Origin of the sequence: Streptomyces sp. NPDC090741, from assembly GCF_044769045.1 — a bacterium.
GTDB lineage: Bacteria > Actinomycetota > Actinomycetes > Streptomycetales > Streptomycetaceae > Streptomyces.
The window spans coordinates 18,705-38,518 of record NZ_JBIVXF010000019.1 but is presented as its reverse complement, the minus strand read 5'-3'; the positions used below and the strand labels follow the sequence as shown (position 1 = coordinate 38,518).

General features: G+C 71.8%; 23 protein-coding genes. 14 read left to right on the top strand and 9 right to left on the bottom strand.

Translation table 11 applies throughout. The features are described 5' to 3' along the window. Positions 1-33 precede the first annotated feature (33 nt). The 3 genes from tap (at position 34) to ACIQU4_RS36175 (ending at position 3,592) form a co-directional block, all read left to right on the top strand. Positions 34-2,208 (top strand): telomere-associated protein Tap, encoded by a 2,175-nt coding sequence (gene tap / locus ACIQU4_RS36185; RefSeq protein ID WP_403740181.1) that lies wholly within the window; start codon positions 34-36, stop codon positions 2,206-2,208. A 6-nt stretch (positions 2,209-2,214) separates the two neighbouring features. Further along, positions 2,215-2,769: a telomere-protecting terminal protein Tpg gene (gene tpg / locus ACIQU4_RS36180; protein ID WP_403740178.1), complete on the top strand. Its 555-nt coding sequence runs from the start codon at positions 2,215-2,217 to the stop codon at positions 2,767-2,769. Positions 2,770-2,836: 67 nt separating this feature from the next. Continuing rightward, complete coding sequence (locus tag ACIQU4_RS36175) at positions 2,837-3,592, top strand: VOC family protein (RefSeq protein WP_403740175.1); 756 nt, start codon at positions 2,837-2,839, stop codon at positions 3,590-3,592. 155 nt (positions 3,593-3,747) lie between these two features. Here the strand turns inward: ACIQU4_RS36175 and ACIQU4_RS36170 are convergent, their stop codons facing one another. The 5 genes from ACIQU4_RS36170 to ACIQU4_RS36150 form a co-directional block, all read right to left on the bottom strand. Beyond that, positions 3,748-4,125, bottom strand: a complete 378-nt coding sequence (locus tag ACIQU4_RS36170) for a DUF6009 family protein (RefSeq protein ID WP_030872546.1) — start codon at positions 4,123-4,125, stop codon at positions 3,748-3,750. Positions 4,126-4,308: 183 nt separating this feature from the next. Next, positions 4,309-5,988 (bottom strand): phage/plasmid primase, P4 family, encoded by a 1,680-nt coding sequence (locus tag ACIQU4_RS36165; protein WP_403740171.1) that lies wholly within the window; start codon positions 5,986-5,988, stop codon positions 4,309-4,311. Beyond that, positions 5,985-7,037 carry a bifunctional DNA primase/polymerase gene (locus ACIQU4_RS36160; RefSeq protein ID WP_403740415.1) on the bottom strand — a complete coding sequence of 351 codons (1,053 nt, stop codon included), beginning with the start codon at positions 7,035-7,037 and terminating at the stop codon, positions 5,985-5,987. Before ACIQU4_RS36160 ends, ACIQU4_RS36165 begins: the two co-directional genes overlap by 4 nt. 904 nt (positions 7,038-7,941) lie before the next feature. Next, complete coding sequence (locus ACIQU4_RS36155) at positions 7,942-8,739, bottom strand: methyltransferase domain-containing protein (RefSeq protein WP_403740169.1); 798 nt, start codon at positions 8,737-8,739, stop codon at positions 7,942-7,944. Further along, positions 8,736-9,305, bottom strand: a complete 570-nt coding sequence (locus ACIQU4_RS36150) for a GNAT family N-acetyltransferase (RefSeq protein WP_403740166.1) — start codon at positions 9,303-9,305, stop codon at positions 8,736-8,738. The genes ACIQU4_RS36155 and ACIQU4_RS36150 overlap by 4 nt, the downstream gene beginning before the upstream one ends. 84 nt (positions 9,306-9,389) lie before the next feature. Here ACIQU4_RS36150 and ACIQU4_RS36145 point away from each other — a divergent pair, with 84 nt between their 5' ends. Continuing rightward, entirely contained in the window at positions 9,390-9,737 is a 348-nt protein-coding gene (locus tag ACIQU4_RS36145) for a GntR family transcriptional regulator (RefSeq protein ID WP_403740163.1), read from the top strand. 74 nt (positions 9,738-9,811) lie between these two features. Then, complete coding sequence (locus ACIQU4_RS36140) at positions 9,812-10,699, top strand: DUF1648 domain-containing protein (protein WP_403740160.1); 888 nt, start codon at positions 9,812-9,814, stop codon at positions 10,697-10,699. Between the two features lie 35 nt (positions 10,700-10,734). Here the strand turns inward: ACIQU4_RS36140 and ACIQU4_RS36135 are convergent, their stop codons facing one another. Continuing rightward, complete coding sequence (locus ACIQU4_RS36135; RefSeq protein WP_403740157.1) at positions 10,735-10,980, bottom strand: hypothetical protein; 246 nt, start codon at positions 10,978-10,980, stop codon at positions 10,735-10,737. Between the two features lie 299 nt (positions 10,981-11,279). Then, the gene (locus ACIQU4_RS36130; protein WP_403740154.1) at positions 11,280-11,753 is read right to left on the bottom strand and encodes a hypothetical protein; all 474 of its coding nucleotides are present in this window, start codon (positions 11,751-11,753) and stop codon (positions 11,280-11,282) included. A 317-nt stretch (positions 11,754-12,070) separates the two neighbouring features. Here ACIQU4_RS36130 and ACIQU4_RS36125 point away from each other — a divergent pair, with 317 nt between their 5' ends. From ACIQU4_RS36125 to ACIQU4_RS36115, 3 genes are all read left to right on the top strand, one after another. Then, the gene (locus ACIQU4_RS36125) at positions 12,071-12,832 is read left to right on the top strand and encodes a hypothetical protein (protein WP_403740152.1); all 762 of its coding nucleotides are present in this window, start codon (positions 12,071-12,073) and stop codon (positions 12,830-12,832) included. 176 nt (positions 12,833-13,008) lie between these two features. Continuing rightward, positions 13,009-13,221 carry a hypothetical protein gene (locus ACIQU4_RS36120; RefSeq protein ID WP_403740149.1) on the top strand — a complete coding sequence of 71 codons (213 nt, stop codon included), beginning with the start codon at positions 13,009-13,011 and terminating at the stop codon, positions 13,219-13,221. Between the two features lie 68 nt (positions 13,222-13,289). Then, positions 13,290-13,919 carry a class I SAM-dependent methyltransferase gene (locus ACIQU4_RS36115; protein ID WP_403740147.1) on the top strand — a complete coding sequence of 210 codons (630 nt, stop codon included), beginning with the start codon at positions 13,290-13,292 and terminating at the stop codon, positions 13,917-13,919. A gap of 18 nt (positions 13,920-13,937) precedes the next feature. On the opposite strand, the gene ACIQU4_RS36110 is transcribed toward ACIQU4_RS36115, so the two are convergent. Continuing rightward, positions 13,938-14,204 (bottom strand): hypothetical protein, encoded by a 267-nt coding sequence (locus ACIQU4_RS36110; protein WP_403740144.1) that lies wholly within the window; start codon positions 14,202-14,204, stop codon positions 13,938-13,940. Positions 14,205-14,625: 421 nt separating this feature from the next. Here ACIQU4_RS36110 and ACIQU4_RS36105 point away from each other — a divergent pair, with 421 nt between their 5' ends. From ACIQU4_RS36105 to ACIQU4_RS36080, 6 genes are all read left to right on the top strand, one after another. Continuing rightward, complete coding sequence (locus ACIQU4_RS36105) at positions 14,626-14,769, top strand: hypothetical protein (protein ID WP_403740141.1); 144 nt, start codon at positions 14,626-14,628, stop codon at positions 14,767-14,769. 8 nt (positions 14,770-14,777) lie between these two features. Beyond that, a complete protein-coding gene (locus tag ACIQU4_RS36100) occupies positions 14,778-16,157 on the top strand; it encodes an FAD/NAD(P)-binding protein (RefSeq protein ID WP_403740138.1) in 1,380 nt (459 codons plus the stop codon). A gap of 59 nt (positions 16,158-16,216) precedes the next feature. Further along, positions 16,217-16,630 carry a hypothetical protein gene (locus ACIQU4_RS36095; RefSeq protein WP_403740135.1) on the top strand — a complete coding sequence of 138 codons (414 nt, stop codon included), beginning with the start codon at positions 16,217-16,219 and terminating at the stop codon, positions 16,628-16,630. Positions 16,631-16,647: 17 nt separating this feature from the next. Further along, positions 16,648-17,088 carry a hypothetical protein gene (locus ACIQU4_RS36090; RefSeq protein WP_403740132.1) on the top strand — a complete coding sequence of 147 codons (441 nt, stop codon included), beginning with the start codon at positions 16,648-16,650 and terminating at the stop codon, positions 17,086-17,088. 112 nt (positions 17,089-17,200) lie between these two features. Continuing rightward, positions 17,201-17,482: a hypothetical protein gene (locus tag ACIQU4_RS36085; RefSeq protein ID WP_403740129.1), complete on the top strand. Its 282-nt coding sequence runs from the start codon at positions 17,201-17,203 to the stop codon at positions 17,480-17,482. After that, a complete protein-coding gene (locus tag ACIQU4_RS36080) occupies positions 17,479-18,072 on the top strand; it encodes a hypothetical protein (RefSeq protein WP_403740127.1) in 594 nt (197 codons plus the stop codon). Before ACIQU4_RS36085 ends, ACIQU4_RS36080 begins: the two co-directional genes overlap by 4 nt. 151 nt (positions 18,073-18,223) lie before the next feature. On the opposite strand, the gene ACIQU4_RS36075 is transcribed toward ACIQU4_RS36080, so the two are convergent. Continuing rightward, complete coding sequence (locus ACIQU4_RS36075) at positions 18,224-19,504, bottom strand: LuxR C-terminal-related transcriptional regulator (RefSeq protein WP_403740124.1); 1,281 nt, start codon at positions 19,502-19,504, stop codon at positions 18,224-18,226. Positions 19,505-19,814: the final 310 nt, after the last annotated feature.

Genomic DNA, 19,814 nt, shown 5'->3' with positions numbered 1-19,814 from the left:
GTTCACCTAGGCTGCACACGGAGGTAAGTACCGATGCCCGACGAACAAGAGAGCCTCTTCGCAGCGGTCGACGCGCTGCTGGAGGAAGCCGCCCAGGACCCGCTCCCCCACCCGGACGAGCGCAAGCGCCTGCGCGAAGCCGCAGGCCTGAGCCAGGACCAGATCGCCAAGACCCTCTCCGTCCGCCGCGAAACGGTCACGTCCTGGGAGACCGGCCGTACGGCCCCGCGCGCCCCCAAGCGCGCCGCCTACGCCCGCCTCCTGGAAGGCCTCTCCACCCTCCACCCCACCCCGACCGTTAACGCCGTTAACGCCCCGCCCCCTCCCCCGGCGTCCTCGCCGACCGTTAACGCCGTTAACGCCGTTAACGCCCAGGCGCCGACTCCGGCCCCGCCGAGCATTAACGCCGTTAACGCCCCGGCCCCGGCACAGGCCGCAGCTCCGGCAGCCCCACCGACCGTTAACGCCGTTAACGCTCCCCCCACCCCGCAGCGGCCCGCCAAGGCCACGGCCCCCCTCCCCACCCCCCTCGAAGGCAACGGCCCCCTCGTCGTCCTCGACGGCACCGACAAGGCCCACGCCCACTCCGGCCTGCTCCTCCCCCTCCCTCCCAAGGCCCGCACCGACCTCCCCACCCTCATCGCCTGGGCCCTCGGCCCCGACGCCGACCTCCGCTCCCCCCGCCTCCACCGCAACGGCAAGGACGGCGACCCCCTCCTCGTCCTCACCCCCGCCGCCGCCGAGGCGCTCGGCCTTCCCCCCACCCTCGAAGACCGCCGCACCCTCCGCCTCCCGGACAACCACCCCACCCTCAAGCTCCTGGCCAAGGCCAAGTGGCAGCTCACCCGCCGCGGCTTCGGTCCCTGGCCCCGCATCTACCGCCCGGCCACCCCCACCACCGGCCGCCAGTGCGTCCAGCTCGCGATCCTCCCCTGGGGCGCCCTCGACGCCCGCGCCTGGGGCGAGCACACCGCCGAACTCCCCGCCCCTGAACTCGCCGCGCTGCTCACCACGTACGCCACCCGCGTCCTCACCCCCCGCGGCTCCACCGCCGTGTCCGGCCTCGAACTCATGACGGCCCTGCGCCCGCCCACCCGCGCCGCCCGCAACCCCGACACCAACACGTGGGAGTCCGCACCCGTCGCCGGCTCCCTCACCCGCCCCGCCGACCCGGCCCCCCCGGAGGCCCCCGACGAGCACCCGGTCGTCGCCGCCCTGTACCCCCGCGCCCACCAGCGCACCCCGGACCAGGTCCTCGACGAGGAGGCGTACGACTGGATCCGCGACCCCCAGCTCCTCACCGACGCCGAGTGCACCCGCACCCACGCCGTAGGCGTCGACGTGAACATGGCCTTCGCCGCGGCGGCCAACCGCCTCCCCGTCGGCCTCGGCCCGGCCGTCCACACCCGGGCCCCGCGCTTCGACCCGAAGATCCCCGGCTGCTGGCTCGCGGACCTCTCCTCCCTCGAACTCGACCCGCGCCTCCCCAGCCCCTTCACCCCCGGCGGCCATCCGCCCACCGGCCCCGCCTGGTACGCGACCCCGACCCTCGCCTACGCCCAGGAGCTCGGCCACCCCGTCCACCCCACCGAGGCCTGGCTCCGCCCGGACCACGGCCCGTACCTCGACGCCTGGTACACCCGCCTGCGCGACGCGTACGTGGCCACCATGGCGGACCTCGGCGTCACCTCCGCGCTCCCCGAGCCCGAGTTCCTCGCGGCGATGGCCGAGCTCCAGGAGCACCCCGACCCCGTCCTGAAGCCGGTCCTCTCGGCCATCAAGTCCACCGTCAAGGGCGGCATCGGCAAGCTCCGCGAACGCCCCCAGGGCGCCGCGTACCGCCCGGGCGAGCCCTGGCCCGCCCTCGAACGCCCCACCTGGCGCCCCGACATCCGCGCCGCCGTCATCTCCACGGCCCGCGTCAACATGCACCGCAAGATGGTCAAGCTCGCCGCCGCCGGCCTCCACCCCATCGCGGTCCTCTCAGACTGCGCGGTGTACCTCTCCGACGGCCCCAGCCCCCTCGACTTCCTCCCCCGCACCCCCGAGGGCAAGCCGCTCCCCGGCGGCTTCCGCCTCGGCGTCAGCCCCGGCATGGTCAAGCACGAGGGCACCCAGCCCCTCCTGTGGGCCGTCGAGATGCTCGACCAGGGACTCAACCCCGCCCGCCACATCAAGGGCCACGACGCCGCGGCCGACGGAGAGTAGCCGGACATGCCCGAGATCGACGACAGCCTCACCCGCGCCGACGAACAGCACTTCACCCGCCCCGTCCCCAAGTCGGCGGGCGCCCAGATGCGTTTCCTCGTCAAGCAGCTCAAGTCCACCCGCGAAGCGGCCCGCCTGCTCGGCATCTCCCAGCGCACGGTCGAGCGCTACGTCAGGGACCAGCTCAGGCAGCCCAAGCCGGCCCTCGCCGCCCGCCTGGAGTCCGAGGTGCGCCGCCGCTGGCAGCCCCTGGTGCGCAAGCGCGCCCGTACGAAGGCCGCCCGGACGACCGGTCTGGTCATCGAGACCCGCGCCCGCTTCGGGTTCACCGCCGCCCCCGGCACCACCGACGACGGCCGTATGCGCCGGATCACCCAGCACCTGCCCCCGGAGTACGCGGGCCGCCTCTTCGCCGCCCAGGAGGCCGGCGCCGGCGAGGCACAGCTCCGCGCCATCGCCGCGGAAGGCCTCCAGGAGATCTACTTCAAGGACAACGGCGCCCGCGCCGGCGGCCTGCTGGTGGAGTTCACCGACATCGATTACGTCGACTTCGCGTTCTGAGGACCGCCCACAGGGTCTGAAGTGACCGAGATGTGAGGTGTCAGCGCGAGTGCACAGGATCCCCGGCATGGCTCTGCGACCCGTCCAGGTGAACATCAAGGCTCTCGACGACGCGGCGGTCGGCCGTTTCTGGGCGGCGGCGCTCGGCTGGAGTACTTCCGCCGGGACCCCCGGCGGAACCACGTACGTCGGCCCCGTCAGCCCCGTCGGCCCCTTCGCCTGGCCGGACCCGGTCGCCGTCGGCATCGACGTCGTCACCGTCCCGGAACCCAGGACGACGACGAAGAACCGTGTGCACCTCGATCTCGCCACCACCTCCGCGGCCCATCAGGCGGAGTTGGTCGCACGCCTCCGGTCCCTCGGCGCGACACCCGTCAACGTGGGCCAGGGCGACGTCCCGTGGACGGTCCTGGCCGACCCCGAGGGCAACGAGTTCTGCGTGCTGGAGCCCCGGGAGGTCTACCGGGACACCGGGCCGATCGCCGCGGTGGTGGTCGACTGCTCGGATCCGCGGGCCATGGCCCGGTTCTGGGACGAGGCGTTGGACTGGACCCTGCACGAGGTGACCGACGATCAAGCGGTGTTCCGCTCCGCCAAGGGGGTCGGCCCGTACCTCGAGTTCATCCGTACGCCCGACGTGAAGACGGTGCCGGACCGCGTCCACCTCGACCTGCTGCCGTACCCCGGTGACGACAAAGACGCGGAGGTGGCCCGGCTGCGGGCCCTCGGCGCCACCGACCTCGACCTCGGCCAGGGCGACGTCCCATGGACGTGCCTGGCCGATCCGGAAGGCCACGAGTTCTGCGTCCTCGCCCCGTCCTGACGCCGCAGCGGGGGACAGGAGAGGGACCGAACAGGGACCGGAGGGACTCAAGGGACCGAAAAACGGAATCAGGAATCAGAAACGGAGACCAGGAATCCGGAAGTCAGGCGCCCAAGCAGGCGCCACGTCACGCGACCCAGGTCACGCGACCCACGTCACGCGACCGTAGGCGCCGACAGACCCCGCTGCGAGCGCTCGGTCTTCCTGCCCACCTGCCGCGGCCCGATCGTCCGCGGATCGACCGCCTCGCCCGGCGCGCCCTCCCGGTACAGGCCGTGCGGCTCGGCATCCCGGTCGTGCGGCAGCAGGTAGAAGACGCGCCGCTTCTGCAGGCCGCTGTCCGGGTCCGCCTCGGCGGTGTCGCCGAGCTCGGTGAAGCCGATCATGCGCCCGTCGCGGTGATAGCGCGGCTTGCCCCGGCGGCGGGGCGTTTTGTCCAGGGCCTGGCGCACGTAGTCGAGCTCTTCGGGGTCCTCCAGCCACACCACTTTGTCCTCGTGGGCGAGATCGCTTGATGTCAGTAGCGAGCTCATGGCCTGGGTCCCTCCTCGATCACGTGGGCCCGGTGGGGCCCCTGGTCCCTCCACGCCGCGGGCGGCGGCGCCGATGCCGGTATACAGCAGGGCCCTGCGGGCCGCAGCCGGGTGGTGGGTCTGTTCATCGTCCTTGTCCATCGTAGGCGTGCCCACCCCGGGGCGGCATCACCCATCGTCCGATCACGTCGTGGTTGCCCTGTTCGCCTCGCGCGGAGTCTGCTCCTCATCGGCCAGGAGGGCCAGTCCGGGGTAGAACTTCTGCCCGTTCGAGCGGAGCATCTCGTTCGGCGAGGCGACACCGACCTCGGCGCGGATGCGTGTCGCGAACGCGCGCGTGGTCGCGGGCCGCAGTCCCTCGCCGTCGAGGCACCAGGCACTGTACGCGCGGTACAGGGCGCCCTGCTCGACCTTGAGGTCGCGGGGGTCGGGCAGGTCCGCGCCGCCCGTGGTGCAGCACTCGGCGAGGAACCGCCCGATGTGGTCCTCGGTCGTCGCGTACGCCTGCGTGGCGCTGCGCACCACGCTCGGCCCCGTCAGGGCCGGCTTGGCGGCGAGATAGGCCTTGGCCCCCTGGATCATCCAGTGGAGGATGCCGGGACCCTCCTCCTGTACGAGCGTCTCCGCCAGGTTGTCGATCTTGCGGTGGTCGGGGACGACCTTCTCGAACGGGATGAGCCGGATGCGGCGCCAGAACGCATGTCCGCCGGTGCCGACCTCGGGACGGTGGTTGCCGAGCAGCCAGAGCTTGTGGGTGGGCTCGAAGCTGAAGAAGTCCTGCCGCATCCGCCGGGCCTTGAGCCGGTCACCACCGGTCAGCAGCTTGACCCGGGCCTCGTCGAACTTGTCGTGCGGCTTGAGCTCGCTGCAGACGAACAGGCGCCGGCCGTGCAGTTCGGTCAGTTCGGTGGAGTGCTCGTTGAACTTGCCGCGCTCCATCAGGAAGCCGGGCGGCGCCACGTCCGCGTAGTCCCCGAGGATCTTGATGACGACGTCGAGGAGGGCGGACTTGCCGTTCGCGCCGACGCCGTAGAGGAAGGGCAGGACCTGCCCGCCGACGTCGCCGGTGATGGAGTAGCCGAGCAGGAGATGAAGAAAGTTGATCATCTCCTGGCCCTTCTCGTCGTCCCCGAACGTCTCGTCGAGGAAACGGTGGAACCGGGGCGTCGGCATCGCCTCGGGCGCCAGGTGGGTGGCCCGCGAGTGCAGGTCCCGCGTGGGGTCGGGCTTGTGCAGGTCACCCGTACGGAGGTCCACGACGCCCGCCGGGGTGCACAGGGCGTACTTGTCGCCGTCCAGGGTGTCGGGGTCCAGGGCCAGTTCGGGGGAGGCCTTCGCCTGGGTGAGCATGGCCTTGACGCCCGAGGTGGACATCGCGCGCTTGCGGTGCTGGGCCAGCTCCCGGTCGGTGAAGGCGCCGCGCGGGTCGTGGAGGGGCAGTTCCTCCGCCATGTCGCCCGCGGCCCAGATGGCGGCCTTCTCGCCGCCGGTGCGCTTCCAGCGGTACTCGTCCCAGACGTACCAGCCGAGCCCCTCGACGTGCCGGAACCGGTCGTGGTGGAGGTGGGCGAACAGCTTGGCGTTGCCCCGGTCGCTGAGGTTGTGCAGGAGGCCGGTCTGGATGAAGTCGGCGGCGCCCCCGCCCCCGGGAATCGGGGCCGCGTTCTGCTGGGCGGGCAGGCGCCGCCTGCCGCGCGCCGCCGCGGCGGCGAACACGGCGGACGCCGTGGGCGCCGGCGACCCGGCGGGCGCGGCGGCGGACTCACCGGACACACCCGGCTCCACGGTCGTCTCGGCCGTGAACGCGGCGAGCTGTTCCGCCGCCGCCTGGGCGTTGAACCCCGTGCTCTTGGCGCTGCTCATGTGCGTTCCTTGGGGTGGATCGGCCGATCGCTTCCGGCGCGCAGCCCTGAGTCGACGATGAGGACGTTGCGGCGCGACTGGCGGGGCCGCGCCCGGTCCGCCGCTTCGAGCAGGAGCAGGCGGCCATCCGCCGCGTCGAGGTGGCCGCCGGCGACGAGCCCGCCCGCGGTGAAGGCCGCCCGGTTGAGCTTCTCGCTGAAGGCCGTTCCGGACGGGCTCGCCCCGCAGGAGCCGACTTCCTCCAGAAGGCCCCTCAGTAGCCGTCTCCCGGCCTCCTGTCGACCTCCGCGCAGGGGAAGACCCGACGCGGGTCCGGCGGCCGGAGAAGGGCCGGGGGAGGGCGTCGGAGGTGCGGTGGGCGCGGGGGAGTCCACGTGCCCCGTGCGGACGAGCTCGGCGGCCAGCCACAGCGGCAGGGGCGCGGGCAGCCGAGCCCCGGGCAGCGCCCGGTACACACCGGCGGCCGTACGCGTCGTCGGCGCCACGATGTAGCCCCCCTCGGCCCGTACGTCGACCTGCCAGGCCAGCGCGACCCTGGAGCTCGACCCGCTGGAACACCGCAGCCGCGGACCTCCCTTGGGCGCCCGGTACCAGATGTGCATCCCCCCGGAGGGCGTACGGACCCGCAGGGTCGAGGTGTCCTCGCAGGGGTCGGGCCGGGACCGGTAGGCGGCCAGGAGCGCCAAGGTGTCGAATCCGCTCTGCAGTCCGGTCAGGTCGACGCGGTCGTCGATGGGGATGCCGGGCAGCAGCCGCTGCCGGTCGGGCAGCTCGGTCGCGTGGGCGTCCACGTCGATGACGACGAGCCCTGCGGCGCCGCAGGCCACGCCGATGCCGAACTCGGGCTCCCTGCGCCACCATTCGCGCAGGGTGTCCGGGTCGGTCGTGGCCGCGTGGAACCCGTGGCACCAACGGCCTTGCGCATGGCAGGGGCACGCCTCGGGGGAGTGGTGACGGCCCGTGCACTCCCGGCAGTTCGCGGCGGGCGTCTTGGTCCCGGGGGCCAGGGGGTGCACCGGATAGCCGCGCGAGGCCAGCCAGGCCGCCACGTCCAGCGCCGTCCCGCCGGTCGCGCCGGGGCGCGGGTTCTCGGGATGGACCAGCACTGGCTCTTCCTTGACGCGGTGTCGGGGGCGGCTATTCGTGTCCCCGGCCCGGTCCCTGGCGTACAGGCTGGCTGACCTGCGCCTCAGGGACCAGAGGGACTGAAGATTCACTATCGCGGAGATTACCGCAGGGACTGCGGGGGCTCGGGCGGCAGGCACCGCCATATTGAGAATTCAGTCCCTTCAGTCCCTCAGTCCCTGAAGTTCTACCCTGGTTCGTCCGGAAAAGTTCCGTCTTCGATTCGGCTGTCACCCCGGGCGTGTCGCGACCGGGGACCCGGCCCCCGACCGGTGGCTCCAGCGGCCCTCAAGTACGGCGCAAGGACCGCATGCCCGACGGAGCCCCCGAAAGCGTGTCAGGAGACGGACTCGGAGACAGGTACTGAACCACTCGGACCCCCGTTCAGTCCCTCTCTTTTCAGTCCCTGAACAAACATGCAGGTCAGAGCGTTGAACCTGGAGACGCAGGGACTGAAGGGACTGGGAATCACTACTTCCACTCTTTATGTGCGTGTGTGTATGCGCGCATGCATATAAGAAGCCTGGTAGTTCATATCCGGCTCATAACTGGAAAGTTGGGTCCCTTCAGTCCCTGGACCACCGGCCTCACCCCCCTGACCTGCAGGTTTAGGCAGTGACTGAAGGGACAGGGACCGAAGCCGACCCACCGGCGTTCAGTACCTGTCGGGGGAGGGGGTACCGAGGGAGGGGCGACGCGCCACAACCGGATCAGCAGATTCCGCTACGAGAAGTCATCATGACGAACGGCGGAGCCGGCCGAGCGGCCCCGCGCCGAGGGACTGTGCGCCAGGTTCTCCGGAGCAGCCGGCCGCACCGACGGGACCGGCTAGCCCGGGCGGCGCCCCCAGGCGGAGATCATCGGGGAGGTGGTGAGGTCGAGGCGGCCCGACTCGACGCTCGCGAGATGCCGGTCGATCTCCTCGTCGGTCGCGAGGCCCGCCTCGACCAGCCGGCCGCGCACCTGCCTGACCGTCGCCGCTTCCAGCACATCGCAGGCGGCGGAGGTCACCGGGAAGTAGGCGTCCGCGGTCACATCGGCCAGCCCCGCACCCCGCAGCAGCCGGGGCAGCTTGCGCCCGTACGCCAGGTCGGCACCGCGAGCGGCCAGCAGTGAGCGGAAGGCGGTCCTCAACCTGTTGGCCAACACCTGCTCCGGCCCGTACTCGTCCAGGCAGATCAGCGGCTGCGACGCCGGATCGGCATCCTCCACCAACAACCACCCACCGGGCCGCAGCGCGCCGGCCATCGCCCGCAGGGCCCGTTCCCGGTCGGCCACGTGCACCAGCACCAACCGCGCGTGGACCAGGTCGAACCCGCTCCCCGGCGGCTCGTCCCGGCCCACGTCGTGGCGCAGCACCTCGACGCCCCCTCCCGCGACCCGGGAGGCCCAGGACGTGTCGATGTCGGTCGCCACGACCCGCCCGGCCGGCCCGACCCGGTCGGCCAGCCACGACACCACCGAGGACCCGCCCGCCCCCACCTCCCAGCACCGCCACCCGGAAGCGATGCCCAGCCCTTCCATGTGCCGGAAGGTCGTCGGATCGAACAACGCACTGAGCGCACCGAACCGAACACCGGCCTCGACCTGCGCATTGTCCAGAAGATGGCCGTCGTCACGCGTCATGGGGCCATGGTCCCAGGCGCCGAACGCGAGGTCCGGTACAGCACACATGGGCGAAGGGGCCCCTCGGGCACGCTGGGGTCCTCGAAGTCGGCGGCCGGGTCCCGCGTCATGCCGATCCGGCGCATCACGGACTGGGAACGAACGTTGGCGACGGTCGTAGTGGCAATGATCTCCGCCAGCCCGAGGGCCTCGAAGCCGAAGGCCAAACAGGCCAGACCCGCCTCGGTGGCGTAGCCGTGCCCCCACGCAGAACGCGTCAGCCGCCACCCGACGTCCACGACGTCCGCGACGTCCACCCCCGCGAACGGCATGCCCTCGTCCACCACGTCCAAGCCGGCACGGCCGACGAACTCACCGGTCTCCCGTCTTTCGAGCGCCCACCACCCGAAACCCCGCTCGTCGAACTCGGCCTGCATACGCGCCGCCACGGCATCGCTCTGCTCCCGTGTCAGCAGTTCCCCCAGGTGCTCCCGCACTTCGGGATCGGCGTTCATCGCCGCCCACGGTTCGAGGTCGGATTCCCGCCACCGGCGGAGCAGAAGACGATCGGTACGCAGCTCTGGCATACCGCAGAGCCAACGCCCTCACGTCCCGAATGTCGATCGAATTCGATCCCGAATAAAATGAATGGTGCTAGCGTCATTGGCATCATGCTGCTGAGGCTGAACATCGCGGACAACCGCCCCCTCCACGAACAGGTGGCCGGCGTCATCCGGCGCGCCATCGCCGAGGGGGAGTGCGGTCCGGGCGACCGGCTGCCGCCCGCGCGGGAGTTGTCACAGGCGCTGGGCGTCAACGCGAACACCGTCCTACGGGGCCTGCGCGCACTCCGCGACGAAGGGCTGCTGGAGTTCCGGCGCGGCCGCGGGGTCACCGTGGCCGGCGGGGCGGACGGTCGATCGGCGCTGCTGGTGCGCGTACGGGAGCTGGTGGCCGACGGCGCGCGCCTGGGGTACGGCAAGGCCGATCTCATAGAGATGATCGAGGAGGCACAGTGAAGGACCGTGGGGGATTAAAGAGCGGGGCCGCGTGGGGGACGGCCGCCTGGGCGGCCGGGATCCTCGTGCTGCTCGTGGCGCCGCCACTGGCGGCGCGCAGGGGTTTCCGGGACCGACTGGCGACGCACTGGGGGGCCTTCGGCCAACCCGACGGCTCGCTTCCGCTCTGGGCGGCCGTACTCCTGCCGGCTTCGGTCTGGATCGTGCTCGTCGCCGGCGCCGTGTTCTGGCGGGCGGCCCGCCGGTGGCGCGGAACGGTACTGGTCTCGTGCGGGGTGCTGCTGGCGGGGGAGCAGATCTCGATCGTACGGGCGAACCTCCACCACGCGGACTGGCACGACGCGGACCCGGTCACCGTCGGAGCCGTGGTCACGGTCGTGGCGGCATCGGTGGCCGCCTTCGCGGGCATGCTGGCAACCCGTCGGCCCACCGCCCCCGCCTCGCCCGCCCAGGGCCCCAGGATGGACATCCCCGCGGGCGAACGCCGCGTATGGCTCGCCCGCACCACGAACCCCTGGCTGACCCTCCTCGCCGCCGTCATCGGACTCATCGCTCTGGCCGCCCTCCTCGCCGGGACCGGCAGCGATCCGACGAAGCCGATGTGGCTGCTGATCGTGCCGTTCACGGCGGTCTCGATGACGGTGCTGGCCTGCTCCTCGGTACGGGTACGGATCGCCGAGCCCGGCCTGGACGTGGCCTTCGGCCCCCTCGGCTGGCCGGTACGGCGCTGGCCCGCCGCGGACATCGAGTGGGCCCGCGCGGAGCACCGCACCCCGGCGCAGGTCGGCGGCTGGGGCTACCGGCTCAGCGGCCTGGGCGCGACGGTGATGCTGCGCAGCGGCGAATGCCTGGTGATCCGCTCCAAGGGCAAGGACTTCGGGGTCAGCGTGGACGACGCCGAACGGGCCGCAGCCCTCCTGAACTCCCTGACCGCCCTGCACACCGAGCGCCCCTGCCCCTGAACCCGCGCCCGGCGTCAGGACGTTCCCGTTCCCCCCTACACCTTCCGGAACATCTCGAACAGGGTGGCTGCGACCGGCAGCCACTCCTGCGGCGGAACGTCGCCGGGCAGGCGCCGGAGCTCGACCTGCACCCGCCCGGCCGCACCGGCCGCATGCCCGGCATCGAGCCGCCGGTGCTGGCCCATGGCCGGCGAACTCGCCTTCATCCCCTCGGTCACCGTGGACCCGCCACCCGCCGACATCAGGTCCGGACCACCGGAGGCGATGCTCTCCAGCCACACCTTGCGCCCCGGCCCCCCGGGACACCGCCTCGTCGCCCGCCCCACGGTCCTGGAAGCCCACTCGGTAGACGGGTTCGCCCGGCGAGAGACCGGCAACTCCCAGGACGCGGCCGGGGTCGAATGCGGACTTCGCCTCCTGCGGCAGCGCCGCGTACATCGCGGAGAAGCTCATCCGGCTCATCAGCGGCAGGAAGTACTTCGCCTGATCGTGCCGTACGGACTGCCGGGCGCCGGCCAGCAGGTACGAGAACACCAGGTTCAGCAGCCCCTCCAGCCCTCCCGTCTCGGCCGTCCGCCCGTCAAGGCCCGCGAGGTACTCCCCGGCGAAGTGCCGGGCGTCCCGGAGGATCGCGGCATCCCGCTTCGGGTCGGCGCCGCCGAGCGCGGTCTTGAACGGCGCGTTCCTCCGCCTCGTCCCCCAGCAATTCCACATCCGCCGGGTTCGACGGGGATTCGAGCGGGAGTTCCTGGCCCACCACCGCCTCGAACAGGGCGAGCATCCTCTCCAGGCTGACGCCCCCGGTCGCCTGCGGCTTCGCCGTCGCCGGGTACACACGGTCCTCGCCGGACACGTACACATCGCTCCCGCCGTGCCGATGCGTCGTGCCCTCGGACAGGACGTCCTCGAGCCGCGTGTCCGTCCCCAGGACGGATCCGAACTCCGCCCGGGTGTGGAGCATGCCGAACGCGGCGGCCATCTCGCCGACCGCCATGGCCATGGCCATCCTCTCCGTTTCCGGGGCGTCCCCCTCCTCCTCGAAGGGGACCGTCACGAACTCCAGCGCGCTGGAGTCGGGAGTGACGTACCAGTCACCCGAGGCGGCTTCGAAGATCTTCCCCGTCAGGCGCCTTGCCGCCGTCGCGCAGGTGCATGAACGTCCTTTCCCGAAAAGCCAAGAAACCTCCAGCCCATCTAAGACGGGCCCGACGGCCCGTCCGCAAAAGGGGAAAGGGCACACCCGCCCGACCCGAACGCGCACATGGGCGCGTGATCTTACCGATTGCTTACGAGGCCTCTCCGCGACGCCCGTTGACCCCTGTCCGCGTCTAGCGTGATCGGTACATCTTCTGATTTGAAGGACGGAAAAAAATGACTGTTGGGGCCGTTGAGACGCTTCCGGTGTGCGCTTACCCGGACTGCACCAACCACGCCGAAGCGCCGACGCCGGACGCCCCGGCGCCCCGCTACTGCGCCCACCCGGACCACAACGCACTCGGCGCCTTCCGCCGCTTCCGCGCCAAGCGACAGGAGCGCAAGGAGGAGAAGCGTCAGGCGGCCGAGGCCAAGAAGTCGGCCAAGGCGACGACGGCAACCGCACCCGCAGCCCCTGAGGCGGCCGCCCCCCAGACCGCAATGGACACGATGGAGGCCGTCCCGAACGAATCCGGAACCCGCGAGGACATCCTGGCCCTGATGTCCCGGCTGGCGACGGACCTGCCGGTCTACATCGAAGAGCTGGCCATCATCACGGACTCGGCCGCCGCCGAGCAGCGCATCGAGACGGTCACCAAGGCCTCGGCCCAGCGGACGCTGGCCGCCGAGCAGCGCACCGCCCTGGCGGAAGAGGCCGCGGAACTGGCCATCGCCGAACTGGACAAGGCCAAACAGGGCTTCGAAGAGGAGACGGAGCGGATCCGCAAGGAGGCCGCGCAGCAGGTGGCCGACGTCGAGTTCGTACGGGCCGAGCTCGAACGCTACCGCGAGCGCGTCACGCACCTGGAGGAGCGCCTGGACGCGGTCCGCGAAGAGGCCGACACCGCCCGCCGCGAGCGCGCCGAGCTCGACCACGGACACCACCACACGGACCACACCGCCTGCTCCTGCTCCCTCCCCGCGGCGCCGATGAAGTAAAGGGACAGCCCGCCCGGGCCGAGTTTCACGTAGGGCGCGGGGTCCGGTCCGAATTCCCGGTCCGGACCCTGCGTGCGCCCCGCTCGCCGGGCACGATCCGCGGGAGCCTTGTGGTCCGGGCGACATAGTGATCACATGGACGAGTTCGAGTTCGGTGCGTGCACGGGGGATACGGCGTGGTTGAGCTGACTGTTTTCCTGGGCCTGATGGGTCTGGCGGCGGTGTGGATGGTGCGGACTCTGCTGCGTCGTGGCAAGCGGCGTACGGAGAATGCGGACGGCCTGCTGATAGAGCTGGCCCGCACGGCGCAGGCGAGCAGTGACCGGAGTTCGTACAGTTCGAACGCCGTGCACAATTCAGCCACGTACGGAAGCGGCTACAGGCCCTGACCCCGTTCCGCCCGCTGGTCTCGGTCGGGAAGACGGCTGCGAACAGCACGGATGTTAGCTTCCTACCCGTGGCGGAACACCAGCACGAAACCAAGGCGGCCTACGACGACATCGTCGAGCTCTATGCGTCGATGTTCGCCGACCGGCTGGAGACGCGGCCGTTCGCGCGGGCCATGATCGGTACCTTCGCCGAGCTGGTGCGCGCGACGGGAAACCTGCGGACGGCCGACGTCGGGTGCGGGCCCGGACATCTGACGGCCATGCTTCACGACCTGGAGCTGGATGCCTTCGGGCTCGACATCTCCCCGGCCATGATCGACCACGCCCGGCGGGCCCATCCGGCGCTGCGGTTCGGCGAGGCCCGGATGGAGGCTCTGCCGGTCGAGGACGGTGCGCTCGGCGGCGTGCTGGCCCACTACTCGATGATCCACACCCCGCCCGGGGAACTGCCCGCGCTGCTCGCCGAGCAGGTACGCGTCCTGGCACCAGGGGGCCTTCTCCTGGTCTCGTTCTTCGCGACCGACGCACCGGAGCCGGTCCGCTTCGACCACAAGGTCACGCCCGCCTACAGCTGGCCGGTGGACCGGTTCGCCGAACTGCTGGCCGAAGCCGGGCTCGCACCTTTCGCCCGGCTGCTCCACGACCCGGCATCCGAACGGGGCTTCCTCGACGCCCACGTGCTGGCCCGCCGCCAGTAGAGGGTCCGCGTACGGGCCTCAGTCCGTCTTCTCCGGTGGCGTGGCCCGCGACGCACGGCGCGCCTGCCACCGTACGGTCACAGCGGCGAGGCCCCCGGCGGCGACGAAGAAGCCGACCTTCACCGCGGCCTTGCCCGACAGCCAGGCCGCGCCGACGCCCAGGTTCAGGCCCAGCCACCAAAAGATCGCACACACCCCTGCCGCGGCGAGCACTCCCGCCACGACACCCATCGCAGCCCGCCGCCATCGCCGCCCGTCGCTACGGTCCCCCGTGTCACTGGTCATGCGGACCAGGCTAGGGACCCGGGGCGGCGACCTTCGTCCGCACGAAGGATGACCGCGCGGGCAACTTTCGTCGCGGAAAGCCCCCGAGGCACGATCCGAAAGTCTCCGAGAGCATGTCAGGCCGCCGGGTTCGTGCGGGTCTGCGACCATCTGGCCGACGTCGAGATGCGCCAGAGGATTTGAGGATCCGGCCAGGCCGTCCTCGCGGCAGCCTTCGGCCAGGTAGACACGGCGCGTGAACGGATCGACGAGATCCTGCGACGGGCGACACCACGGGGCGGCGTCCGGGAGGCCCAGCCCGCCGCCCACCACGCCCCAGGGGGTGTCTGGCACTCCTTGACTCGGCGACGGCAGCGGCGAGTTCGTCCGGCGGCGCGAACCGGTAGTCGAACCAGGGCGCCGTCGTCGCACCGTCGGCCACGTGGTGCTGCGCACCGCCGAGCCGCTCACGATCGGCGCGTACGCGGACCACCGCAGCACCGGCTCGTTTGTCCTGATCGCCCCGGCCGGCGGCACCACCTCACTGCGACAATGGCAGGCGGGGAACACTCCCCTTCGGAGGTGACCGAGCCGATGCCTGAGACGTCCTTCCGCGTCGCCGTGATCGGCGCAGGAGCCGCCGGTACCCTGACCGCCGCGCAACTGCTCCGCCGGTCCGCCGCGTTCCGGGTCGACCTGGAGGTGCGGCTGATCGACCCGGCCGCCACCACCGGCCGGGGCGTGGCCTACGCGACCGACTCCGTACACCACCTGCTCAACGTCCCCGCCGCCCTGATGAGCGGGTACCCCGACGTGCCGGGGGACTTCACCGACTGGCTGGACCGCCGCGTACCGGGCGTCCACACCGGCGCCCACCACGTACCCCGGGCGCTCTACGGCGAGTACCTCGCCGGGGTGCTGGCCGACGCGGCGGCCGGACCCGGCCCGGGGCGGCTGCACCGGATCCACGAGCGGGTCGTGGGCGTGCGCCGGACCGACGGCGGCGTGACCCTCATCCTCGGCTCCGGCGAGCCGCTGCGGGCGGACGCGGCCGTCCTCGCCCTGGGCAACTTTCCCCCCGGCGAGGCCTGGGTCCCGCCCGCCCTGCGCAGCTCCCCCCGCTACCTGTCCGACCCCTGGGCGCCGGGCGCCCTCGCCGCCCTGCCGCGCGAGGGAGCCGTCCTCCTCGTGGGCACCGGGCTGACCATGGTCGACGTCGCACTCACCCTCGGTCGCGCGGGCCGCACCGTACGGGCGGTCTCCCGGCACGGCCTGCTGCCCCGGCCGCACGCCGAGTCGGCGCTGCCCACCGCCCCGCCGCCGTCCCTCGACCCGGGCGCGGGCATCCACCAGATCCGCCGCGCCCTGCTGAGCCACGTCTCGGCCTGCCGCCGCACGTACGGGAACTGGCGCGTCGGGATCGACAGCCTGCGCCCGGTCACCGCCGAGATCTGGCAGCGGCTCCCCGTCACCGACCGGGCCCGTTTCCTGCGCCAGTACCAGAGCCTGTGGAGCGTCCACCGGCACCGCATCCCACAGGCCAGCGCCCGGGCCCTGCGGGAGGAGATGGACGCGGGCCGGATCCGGGTCACCCCGGGTGAGGTCGCCGACGCGGTGCCGGTCGCGGACTCCGTCATGGTCCGCTTCCGCGACGGCCGCACCCTGCGCGTCGGCGCCGTCGTCAACTGCACCGGGCCCCAGGAGGACGTCCGTCGCCTGGACGACCCCCTCGTCACCGGCCTCCTCACCTCCGGGCTGGCCGCCCCCGACCCCACCGGCCTCGGCTTCAGCGTCGCCCCCTGCGGTCGGCTCCACCCCCGTACCGAGAGCCCGCCGGCCCCCCTCTGGACCCTCGGCCCCCTCCGCCGCGGCGCCCTCCTGGAAACCACTGCCATCCCCGAGATCCGCACCCAGGCCCACGACATCGCCACGACCGTCCTCACCACCCTTGCCCAAGTACCCGACCCGGGCTGACGGCTACGCTGCGACGGCCCCCCGGCTGTTCGGAGACACCAGATCGAGGCAGGATCACCTTGACCACCACCAACCCGTGGCACCTGCAGGGCTCTGACGGCCACGCCTACTCCGGCCAGGAAGCTCGGCAACTGCTTCGACATCGGTGGGACTGGGCGAACCAGGAGACGTGGTTCGAGAACGACGCGGGGCGGCTCCTGGCCGTGCTCACCAACGGCGAACGCGCGATGGTCGTGTTGCTGGACGGGGAAGACGGCCCGGGTGAGCATCTGGTCGATCCGCGCGCCGAAGGCTCCTCCGGTGGCTATCTGCTGTCCAACGGTCAGGTCGACGGCTACGCCGACCGGGACACCGTCGCCTTCGACGTCGCCGGCCACGCCGTGGCGCACATGATCGAGCACGGGACCTGGCCCGCCGAAGTGACCGTCGAATGCGACCCCCGGGGTACCGCCGGGAGTGTCAGTGGTGGCTGATAGGAAGGGGAACGGCCATGGCGACGTGGGGACTGATCCTCGAGACAACGGTGGGCTTGGGGGAGCGCAAACACATCGAGGCCTACGTGATGGTGCATGTGGAGGGTGAGCGGGAGGCGGCTCTGGCGGAGCTGGAGAGGCGGGCGCGCGCCTATACGCCGGAGCATCCCAGGAGCCCGAAGCGTCGCCGCCTCTTCCGCGATGGTGATGGATTCCTGCTGGTTGTCGACGGCGCGTGGCAGTCCCACGCCACCCGCTTCTCGGCTGTCGAACTCTTGGACGACACCGACCGCCCCACCCCGGCCGAACGGGTCGGCGATGAGCCGGCCGAGGCTGAGGCGCTGCCGGCCGCGACGCCGGAGTCCCCGCCCCCTCCCTCGTTGCCGCCGTTGGTGGAGCGCGACGAGGACGGCGTGCCGGTGAAACCGGCATGGCTGGGACGTACCGACCTGCCGTGATGATCGGCAGGCCGCTCGGCAGCGCCCTGTAGGGGCCCTGGTCGCCACCGTGCGGGACCTCGGGCGTCAAGGAATTCTTGACAACTCGACCGTGTCAAGGTTTCCTTGACGAATGTCGATCTTGAAGTTGAAGGCCCGGCAACGGGTCCCCTTTCCCGCCACCACATCCATGGCCTTCGCACTGCCGCTCGCCGTGAGCCTGCCGGCCACGGCGGTGGTGTTCGGCGACCGGTTCGCCAACTCCGCCACCGCCGCCCTGACTTGCGCGGGCCTCGCGCTCATCGCCTGCACGGCGGGCCTGTCAGCCCGAGCCGCGGCCTGTGACGCCGAGCAGGTGCGCCGCGACGAGGAAGTCCTCGACGCCCTCGAACCCCTTGCCGGACTACGCCGATGAGCAACGAACCGCTCCTCCACCCGGTGGAGACCGCCCGGATCCGGGAAGGGATCGCCGCAGCCGTCCTCGGGGCCCCCGAGGGGCTGGCCGACTCGCTCGAACACGACGCCCACGGATACCTGCGCCTGTTGGACGCCTCGCGCGTCGGCGCCGAGGAGGCGAGCCGGCTGCTGCGCGAGTCCGTCCAGGGCGCCAGGGCCGCCGGCCACAGCTGGGACACGGTGGGCCGCGTCCTGGGAGTGAGCCGCCAGGCCGCCCAGCAGCGCTTCGCGGGCAAGGCCGCGGCCGTGGGCCAGTCGGCGCCGCCCGCCGAGGGACCGAACGCCCCGAAGCGCCGCACCCTCAGCGGGTTGACCGCGTTCAACGAGATGGCCGCCCTCGAGGAAGCCGGCCGTGACGGCTGGCACATGGTCGGCTACGGCCCCTTCTTCCACGAGGTGGAGGCGTCCGGCAACCCCTGGGAGCACTGCCGGGTCACACTCCCCTCCGTAGCGCGGCACCGGCGGATGGAAGCAGAAGGATGGATCCCGGTCGGCGCGGGATGGTTCCCGTGGCGCTACTACAAGCGGCCCGTCGCCCCCGGCACCTGAAGGGTGTTGCGGAAGGTCCGCTCCGGGCAGCCCTGATCGGCGTACCGGACGTAGGAGTCGCGCCGCTCGTACCCGCCACCACGCGCCGCGAGCCACGCCCACGCACACGCCCACGCCCACACGAAGGATTTCGTGACGGGGCCGTGTTTCGTCACGCGCCGATAGCGGGCCCGCCGGCTCCGGGCTCCGGCTTGCGGCGGGCCCGGTAGGCCCGCGCCCGGCAGGCAGCCGAGCAGTGCCGGGCCGGTCGGCCCGGTGCCGGCCGACGGCCGTCGGCCGCCGGCAGCGCGTCACCACAGCCGGGACAGCGGACGGGACCGTCCGATCCGGCCGGGCCCGGAACGCGCACCGGTGCCCGCTCCGACGCGAGGGCCGGGCTCGGGGCCGCCGCTGCCTTCCGCTGCGGGAACGGCCCGTGCGTACCCGTGAGGCCCTGCCGTTCGGCGATGGCCCCGGCCTGGAAGCGGCTGTGTGCGCCCAGGCTGATCAGCAGCTCCGAGACGTGCCGACGGCAGGTCCGCAGCGATATGCCCAGGCGTCGTGCGATCGAGTCGTCCTTCAGCCCCTTGGCCAGGAGCGCCAGGATGCTCTGCTTGACGGTCTCCGAGATGTCGTGCGCCGCCTGAGGGCCCGTCGCGAACGGCGCCGCGTACTCCCAGTCCCGGTGGAAGACGTCCAGGAGGTAGCCGAGCAGGTCCGGTTCGCGGATCAGCAACGCCCCGCCGGACCGGGACGGCAGGAAGCCCAGCTCCCTGTCGACGATGATCATCTGCGGGAGCACCTCGGGGAGCGTACGGATTTCCGCCCCCGCTCCGATCAGCTGCTCAGCATGTATCCGCGTCGCCGGATCGAAGCGGGTGGCGTGCTGGTAGAGGCTGCGCATCCGCACACCGCGTTCCAGCAGCGACAGGTCACGTGGCAGCGCCTCGCGCAGCGCGGCCTCCGGGAAGGAGCCGCCGTGCTTGGACACGAGCACCTCGGCGCGGCAGTTGTCGATGACTTCCGTCAGGAGCGCTCGTACCGCGAACTGGTCGGGCAGGTGGTCGATCGTGCCCTGCGGGAAGGCGTGTTGCCGTGCCTGGAGATAGACGGGGGTGAGGTCGGTGAACGCATCGCGCCGGCGCTGGAGTTCCTCCTTGCGCGCACGCAGCTCTTCCTCATGTGCGCGCAGCGTGGCCTCGGGCCCGGACAGCAGCCGCGCTCCCGCCGCCTGTGGGCTGACGGCCTGCCATCTCCCGCTGTCGGCCTGCACCAGACAGGTGTCGGTGAGCAGGGCCACCGCGGTGCGGCATTCCTCCTCCGTCAGACCGGTCTCGGCTGCGGCCCTCGGCAGAGCCGATGCGCGCAGCCCGCCCTGCACGAGCATCCACCGGTACAGCACGATCGCCGCGCTGTCGATTTCGGGCATGCCCGCGTCCATGCCCGTCTCCATGTGCTTGCCTCCTAAAGGTGCATCAAGGACTGCGCCTCCACGACCGCGTGGGGCAGCGGGGACTGCTCCCGTACGCGGCTCCACTGAGACCGCCCGGGTGACCGGGTGCGGGGGCGGCGGAATCCATCCGCCGCCGGTTGGGGTGGATGTGGGCCCAAACCCGGTGGAAGGGCAGTACGGCGCGCATGCGGCGTCTCCGCTTCGGAGTGGTCGCACCCGTCGCCGTACATGACGGGACGGTCTGCGGGGCACTGCCCCGCAGACCGTCCTGATCCGCGAACGGATCGTCACCGCACCAGCTGAACGGGTG